Below are 6,790 nucleotides of genomic sequence, written 5' to 3'. Positions count from 1 at the left end.
CCGCCCTGGTGCTCGCCGTGGCGCTCGGCGGCTGCACCGGCGGCGTAGGAGGCACCCCCGGCGCCGCCGGGCTGCGCGACCCGTACTTCCCGAAGCTCGGCAACGGCGGCTACGACGTCCGCCACTACGCCCTCACCCTCACCTACGACCCGGAGACCCGGCACCTGGAGGGCACCGCCGAGATCACCGCCCGCGCCACCCAGGCCCTCAGCGCCTTCAACCTGGACCTCGCCGGGCTCACCGTCCACAGCGTCACCGTCGACGGCGACCCCGCCTCCGTCCGCCGCGCCGGCCACGAGCTGACCCTGCGCCCGCGCGACGACATCGGGGACGGCGCCACGTTCCGTACCGTCGTCCGCTACTCCGGCACACCCCGCACCGTCACCGACCCCGACGGCTCGCAGGAGGGCTGGCTGCCGACCGCCGACGGCGCCGTCGCACTCGGCCAGCCGACCGGCTCCATGGCCTGGTTCCCGGGCAACCACCACCCCTCCGACAAGGCCACGTACGACATCACCGTCACCGTCCCGAAGGGCGTCCAGGCCCTCTCCAACGGCCGGCGGACCGCCACCACCACCGACGAAGGCCGCACCACGGCCACCTGGCGCTCCACCGAGCCCATGGCGAGCTATCTGGCCACTCTCACCGTCGGCCGGTACGACATGACCACCACCCGGACCGCCTCCGGGCTGCCCGTCGTCTCCGCCACCGACCGCACCGTCACGCGCGACAGCGCCGACCTGCTGGCCAGGGTGCCGGAGCTGCTCACCTGGCTGATGGCCACCTTCGGCCCGTACCCCTTCTCCTCCGCCGGCGTTATCGTCGAGCGGGCGGGGGACGCCGGGTACGCCCTGGAGACCCAGACGCGGCCGGTCATCCCGCACGACCAGTTCACCGCCGAGATCCTCGTCCACGAGCTGGCCCACCAGTGGTACGGCAACTCCGTCTCGCCCGAGTCGTGGCGGGACATGTGGCTCAACGAGGGCTTCGCGCAGTACGCCGAGTGGCTGTACGCCGAGAAGTTCACCGGCGTCCCGGTGCCGACCAGCCATGCGGCGGCGTTCGCGGAGCCCTCCAACTGGGCGTTCCCGCCCGCTGATCCGCCGTCGGCCGCCGACATCTCCGAGCCGCCGGTCTACTACCGGGGCGCGATGGTGCTGCACAAGGTCCGCCAGGCGGTCGGCGACGAGGCGTTCTTCGCGCTCCTCAAGGGCTGGGCGGCGGAGCACCGGCACGGCAACGCGTCCACGGACGACTTCACGCGGTTCGTGGAGGAGGAGACCGGCGAGGACCTGACGGAGCTGTGGGACACCTGGCTGTACGGCGAGGAGAAGCCCGAGAAGCCCTGAGCGGCCGCAGCGGTGACAGCGGCGACGCCGACTACAGCGGCTTGCGCATCACGATGCTGTCCCGGCCCGCCCGGAGGTCCTTGCGGCGGTCGATCTCCTGGTAGCCGATGGCCCGCCAGAAGGCCAGTGCCTTGCGGTTGTTGTCCAGGACGGCGAGTTTGACGCCCGTACGGCCCAGGGCACGGAACCGCTTCTCGACGATCTCGGCCAGCTCCCGGCCGAAGCCCATGCGGTGGTCCCGGGCGTGGACCATCAACAGCCCGATCCACGGGTCCGGGTCGTCCGGGTCCGGGTGGTGGGCGAGCGTCACCGAGATGCCGATGACCCGTCCGCCCGAACGGGCGAGCAGCACCTCGGCGCCCGGCTGCGCCAGTTCCTCCGCGAGGGAGGCGGCGACCTGTTCGGGCCGGATGTCGTCGGGGTCCGGGAAGTCCCCGCTGAGCTGCTGGAACTCCTGGTTCGACGCGTACAACTCGGTGAGTTCGGTGAGAAGCGGCCCCGGCAGGGCGCCCTCCTCGCCGAGCTCCAGCGGTTCGACGATCATGCGGCCACAGTAGGCAACGACGGGCCCCGGCGGCGCAAGACGCCACCGGGGCCCGCGGTCCACACGCGCGTGGGTACCTCAGATGTTCACGCCGAAGTCGCGGGCGATGCCCTCCAGGCCGGAGGCGTAGCCCTGGCCGACCGCGCGGAACTTCCACTCCGCGCCGTTCCGGTACAGCTCGCCGAAGACCATGGCGGTCTCGGTGGCGGCGTCCTCGCTGAGGTCGTAGCGGGCGATCTCCGCACCGCCCGCCTGGTTGAGGATGCGGATGTAGGCGTTGCGGACCTGGCCGAAGTTCTGCGAGCGGGTCACCGCGTCGTAGATGGAGACCGGGAAGACGATCTTGTCGACGTTGGCCGGGAGGCCCGCCAGGTTGACGTTGATCTGCTCGTCGTCGCCCTCGCCCTCGCCGGTGCGGTTGTCGCCGGTGTGGACGATGGTCTGGTCGGGCGTCGACTTGTTGTTGAAGAAGACGAAGTGGGCGTCGGAGGCGACCTTGCCGGCGGCGTCGACACCGATGGCGGAGGCGTCGAGGTCGAAGTCGGTGCCCGTGGTGGTCCGGACGTCCCAGCCGAGGCCCACCGTGACGGCGGTCAGGCCCGGTGCCTCCTTGGTCAGCGAGACGTTGCCGCCCTTGGACAGGCTTACAGCCATGGGAAGTCCCTTTCCTCAGTCACTCACTCGGTGCGTCACAGCTCTTAACGCGGCGTACGCCGCGGTGGTTCCAGCGGCCGGGCCGCTGTGGAAAACAGGATGACGTGATCCCGCCACGAAGGGGAACATGGACACCATGTCCGGTCCCTATCTCATCAGAGGCTCGGTCGCCCTGCCGGAGTCCGAGCTGATGTGGCGTTTCTCGCGCTCGTCCGGGCCGGGCGGTCAGCACGTCAACACCAGCGACTCGCAGGTGGAGCTCCGCTTCGACCTGGCCCGTACGGAGGCGCTGCCCCCGGTGTGGAAGGAGCGCGCCCTGCGGCGGCTCGGCGGCCGGCTGGTCGGCGGGGTCGTGGTCGTACGGGCCTCGGAGCACCGCTCGCAGTGGCGCAACCGGGAGACGGCGGCGGTGCGGCTCGCCGCGCTGCTGGCGGAGGCCACGGCGCCGCCGCCGAAGCCGCGCCGGCCCACGAAGATGCCGCGCGGCATCAACGAGCGCAGGCTGCGCGAGAAGAAGCAGCGCGCCGAGACCAAGCGCGGACGCTCCGCACGCGACTGGGGCTGAGCCGCCCGCGCGCTCTCCCCCCGCCGGGGCATCACGCCAGATGGCGGTACCGGCTCCGGTAATACAGCAGCGGCGCGCCCTGTGGGCTCGGGAGGGCGACCGTCAGGACGCGGCCGATGACCAGCGTGTGGTCGCCCGCCTCCACCCGCCGTTCCGTCCGGCACTCCAGCGTCGTCAGCGCCCCGCCCACCAGCGGCGCGCCCGACACCTCGCCGCGCGTGTACGGGATGTCCGCGAACAGCAGCCGGTCGCTGACCCTCCCCTTCATCGCGAACCGCCCCGCGATGTGCCGCTGGCTCTCGGCCAGCACGGACACGCCCCACAGCGGCTGCTCGGCCAGCAGGTCGTCCATGCGGGAGCCGTTCCGCAGGCTCACCATCACCAGCGGCGGGTCCAGCGACACGGACATGAACGCGGTCGCCGTCATGCCGACGTCCTCGTCCATCGGCGGCTCGACCGCCGTCACCAGGACCACACCGGCGGCCAGCCGGGACATCGCCGCGCGGAACTCGTCGTTGCTCACCCCCTCAGGATCCCCCGCGGGCTGGGGATCCCTCGTACGGGCACGGTCCGGCGGAGGCTGGGTTGTTGGGAGCACACCAAGAACGCTAACCTCGCGCGCCACCCGGTCGCATCGGGCGCGGGAACCAGTCCGGGCCCCACCGCGGACCTAGGACCACCGATTTGCGGTCGGTAACCTCCGGGAGCTTCATTGGGCTGGACCTCACCTATTGTGACTTGAGTCACAGAGCGCAGTAATTGTTGACCCTGTGTACCGAGTGCACAGCTCGCTGTGATTCAGTGGCCGGTGACACCGCACAAGAACGCCGATGAGACGCCTGGAGTCAGTCGCTGTCGAGGTCTCGGGGAGAGCGAACGATGGAGACCGAGTCGGAGCCGTACGTCCGTCTTGCGACCCTGCGGCAGCTGCACCAGGTCGTCGCCAACCTCAACACGGCCCGCAGTCTGGCCGACACGCTGCAGACCGTCGCCGACGGCGTCATCACCGGGCTCGGCTACGAGCTGGCGTGCGTCAATCTCGTCCGCCCCGACGGTGACCTGGTCGTCGCCGCGTTCGCCGGCAACGCCGCGGCGGAAGCCCTGATCACGGGCCGGGTCGGCTCCCGCGTCTCCTGGGAGCGCCGCCTCCACATGGGCGAGTCCTGGGGCGACCTGCGGTTCATCCCGCACACCGAGGGCTGGGTGCTGATCGACGACGACGTGCCGCAGTGGCACACGGAGGGCCCCGAGCCGCGCTTCGAAGACGAGTGGCACCCCCGCGACCGGCTCTACGCGCCCATGTACACCTCCGGCGGCCAGTGCGAGCTCCTCGGTGTCATCTCCGTCGACCGGCCCCGCAACGGCCGCCGGCCCGGCGCGTGGGGGCGTGAGGCGCTCCAGATGTACGCGTCGCAGTCCGCCATTGCGATCAGCAACGCCCGTCTGCGAGCAAACATGCAGCGGGCGCTGGTCCGCCTGGAGCGGGAGCAGCAGGCGCTGCGCGCCAGCGAGGAGTCGTTCCGGCAGGCCTTCGAGTACGCGCCGTCCGGCATGGCGATCGCGGAGATGGGCGGCGACCAGCACGGGCGGCTGCTGCGGGCGAACGACGCGCTGTGCCGGCTGCTGGGCCGCCCGGCGGCGGTGATGCGCCGGTACTCGTTCGCGGACCTGGTCCACCCGGAGGACGTCGGCACGCTGCTGCGCACCTCCGCCGAGGGCGGCCGCGCCGAGCTGCGGCTGGCGCGGCGGGACGGCTCGTACGTCTGGGTCTCGCTGCGCAACTCGGTCGTGGCGGACACGGCGGACGGGCCGCGCTTCCTGCTCACCCACGTCGAGGACATCGAGGAGCGCAAGCGGCACGAGCTGCAGCTCGCGCACCGCGCCTCGCACGACGCGCTGACCGGCCTGCCGAACAGCGCCGAGCTGCGCGCCCGGCTCAGCTCACGGCTGTGCTCCCGGCCGGGCGGCGCGGTGCGGGCGACGGCGGCGGACGCCGCGGGGTACGAGACGTACGGCGCGGCGGCCGGGCAGCAGGGCGACGGGGAGTACGCGTACGAGTACGGCTACCGGGGCGACGGCTTCGACTTCGACCAGTCGGCGGGCGGGCCCGGCGGGGGCCCGTACGACCACCATGTGCACGCGGTCGCGCCGGACGGCGAGGTCGACGACGGGACGAAGGGGCTCGCGGTGCTCTTCTGCGACCTCGACGGCTTCAAGTCGATCAACGACAGGTTCGGGCACCACACGGGGGACGCGGTGCTGATCGAGGTCGCCCGGCGGCTCACGGCCGGGGTGCGGGACGGGGACACGGTGGCCCGGCTGGGCGGCGACGAGTTCGTGGTCCTGGCGGACGGGCTGGGCGCGGCGGACGCCGCCGACCTGGCCGTACGGCTCCGCAACGGCATCATCCCGCCGATCAGGGTCGACGGGCGGGCCGTCCGCGTCGGAGCGAGCTTCGGCATCGGGTGGGCGGAATGCGGAATGTCCGTAGAAGAGGTGCTGAACTCGGCGGACCAGCGGATGTACATGGAGAAGAGGTCCCGCGCCAAGATCCACCGTCGCGCGGGGTAAGCGCTTCCGGAACCGCTGGCGTACCTCGTTCGGGGTAGGCTCGCCCGGGTCGGAGACCGCTGGCGAGCACGGATGAGGAGTGACCAGGGATGGCGGCCGGTAATCACGGCAACGGCGCGGGCACGCCCGAGGACGACGACCCGTTCGGCTATCTGTACGCGGACGGTCAGGCGTCGGGCGGCCAGGGGCAGCGCCAGGGTGGCGGCTACGGCTACCCCGGCCCCGCCGCGCAGCCGGGGCGGCCGCGTACGTCGTACAACCAGGTGCGCGCGGTCGGCGAGCGCCAGTACGGCCAGGTCCCGCAGCAGCAGCACCAGCACCAGCCGCCGCACGCTCCGCACCAGCAGCCGCCGCACCCGCAGTACGCCGCGCAGCCGCACCCGCAGTACGCGGCGCCCGAGACGTACCCCGGCGGCGCCCCCACCCGTCCCACGCCCCCCGTCCCCGCCCGGGGCGGCCGGGGCGGCGGTCCGAACACCAAGGGCCTCCTGATCGGCGCGGTCGCGGTGGTCCTGGTGGTGGTGGCCGGCATCACGACGGCCCTCCTCACGAAGGGCTCCGACGACGACAAGAACGCGACCCCGTCCCCGTCGGCCCCGGCCGCGACCCAGGTCCAGGAGTCCCCGTCCACGGACCCGTCCCCGTCCGCGTCGGCCCCCGCCGAGCTGCCGAAGCGCGACGCGGGCACCCTCCAGCTCACCCCGCCGGCCGTGCTCGGCACGGACGTGAAGGGCGCCCAGGGCGCGGGCGGCGCGTACGTGATGTTCAACGGCGTGGGCGGCGCGGCCAGCTGGAAGGTGGACGTGCCGGAGGCCGGGAAGTACACGCTGTTCCTCACGTACAGCGTGCCCGGCAAGGACGCGGAGACGTCCCTGTCCGTCAACGGCGGCGCCGCCCGGAGGCTCAACATGGCGAACTTCGCGAAGGCGGCCGAGGGCGACTGGGAGCGGGGCTGGACGAAGACGTACGCCTGGCTGGAGCTGGAGAAGGGTGAGAACACCCTGAAGATGTCCTGCGAGCCGGGCAACACGTGCGAGGCGTACCTGGACCAGGTCTGGCTCAAGCAGGGCCACGTCAACGGCTGACCCCGGCCCGCCCGGCCCCGCC

Annotated in this window: 7 protein-coding genes; 4 read left to right on the top strand and 3 right to left on the bottom strand. The window is 72.3% G+C overall.

The window, feature by feature from the left end; genetic code table 11:
- A partial coding sequence (locus HTZ82_RS01790; protein ID WP_309235269.1) for a M1 family metallopeptidase occupies positions 1 to 1,349 on the top strand: 1,349 nt, incomplete at its 5' end.
- A gap of 31 nt (positions 1,350 to 1,380) precedes the next feature.
- Here the strand turns inward: HTZ82_RS01790 and HTZ82_RS01785 are convergent.
- Complete coding sequence (locus HTZ82_RS01785) at positions 1,381 to 1,893, bottom strand: N-acetyltransferase (protein ID WP_175407468.1); 513 nt, start codon at positions 1,891 to 1,893, stop codon at positions 1,381 to 1,383.
- Positions 1,894 to 1,971: 78 nt separating this feature from the next.
- Positions 1,972 to 2,547 (bottom strand): TerD family protein, encoded by a 576-nt coding sequence (locus HTZ82_RS01780; protein ID WP_175407467.1) that lies wholly within the window; start codon positions 2,545 to 2,547, stop codon positions 1,972 to 1,974.
- 127 nt (positions 2,548 to 2,674) lie between these two features.
- Here HTZ82_RS01780 and arfB point away from each other — a divergent pair, with 127 nt between their 5' ends.
- Complete coding sequence (gene arfB, locus HTZ82_RS01775; RefSeq protein ID WP_175407466.1) at positions 2,675 to 3,112, top strand: alternative ribosome rescue aminoacyl-tRNA hydrolase ArfB; 438 nt, start codon at positions 2,675 to 2,677, stop codon at positions 3,110 to 3,112.
- 31 nt (positions 3,113 to 3,143) lie between these two features.
- On the opposite strand, the gene HTZ82_RS01770 is transcribed toward arfB, so the two are convergent.
- The gene (locus tag HTZ82_RS01770; protein WP_175407469.1) at positions 3,144 to 3,608 is read right to left on the bottom strand and encodes a flavin reductase family protein; all 465 of its coding nucleotides are present in this window, start codon (positions 3,606 to 3,608) and stop codon (positions 3,144 to 3,146) included.
- A 383-nt stretch (positions 3,609 to 3,991) separates the two neighbouring features.
- On the opposite strand from HTZ82_RS01770, the gene cdgB reads away from it, so the two are divergent.
- Positions 3,992 to 5,683, top strand: a complete 1,692-nt coding sequence (gene cdgB / locus HTZ82_RS01765) for a diguanylate cyclase CdgB (protein WP_175407465.1) — start codon at positions 3,992 to 3,994, stop codon at positions 5,681 to 5,683.
- An 89-nt stretch (positions 5,684 to 5,772) separates the two neighbouring features.
- On the top strand, positions 5,773 to 6,768 hold the full coding sequence (locus tag HTZ82_RS01760; RefSeq protein ID WP_175407464.1) for a CBM35 domain-containing protein: 996 nt from the start codon (positions 5,773 to 5,775) through the stop codon (positions 6,766 to 6,768).
- The last annotated feature ends 22 nt before the right edge of the window (positions 6,769 to 6,790 follow it).

Origin of the sequence: Streptomyces sp. TRM64462, from assembly GCF_013362995.1 — a bacterium.
Taxonomy (GTDB): Bacteria; Actinomycetota; Actinomycetes; order Streptomycetales; family Streptomycetaceae; genus Streptomyces.
The sequence above is the reverse complement of the archived record's forward strand: the minus strand, read 5'-3'. Positions and strand labels throughout refer to the sequence as shown.

Excerpts from the sequence above, each read along its gene's own strand:
- cdgB (WP_175407465.1), top strand. The coding sequence starts at position 3,992 with ATGGAGACCGAGTCGGAGCCGTACGTCCGTCTTGCGACCCTGCGGCAG.
- HTZ82_RS01760 (WP_175407464.1), top strand. The coding sequence starts at position 5,773 with ATGGCGGCCGGTAATCACGGCAACGGCGCGGGCACGCCCGAGGACGAC.
- HTZ82_RS01780 (WP_175407467.1), bottom strand. The coding sequence starts at position 2,547 with ATGGCTGTAAGCCTGTCCAAGGGCGGCAACGTCTCGCTGACCAAGGAG.
- HTZ82_RS01785 (WP_175407468.1), bottom strand. The coding sequence starts at position 1,893 with ATGATCGTCGAACCGCTGGAGCTCGGCGAGGAGGGCGCCCTGCCGGGG.
- arfB (WP_175407466.1), top strand. The coding sequence starts at position 2,675 with ATGGACACCATGTCCGGTCCCTATCTCATCAGAGGCTCGGTCGCCCTG.
- HTZ82_RS01770 (WP_175407469.1), bottom strand. The coding sequence starts at position 3,608 with ATGTCCCGGCTGGCCGCCGGTGTGGTCCTGGTGACGGCGGTCGAGCCG.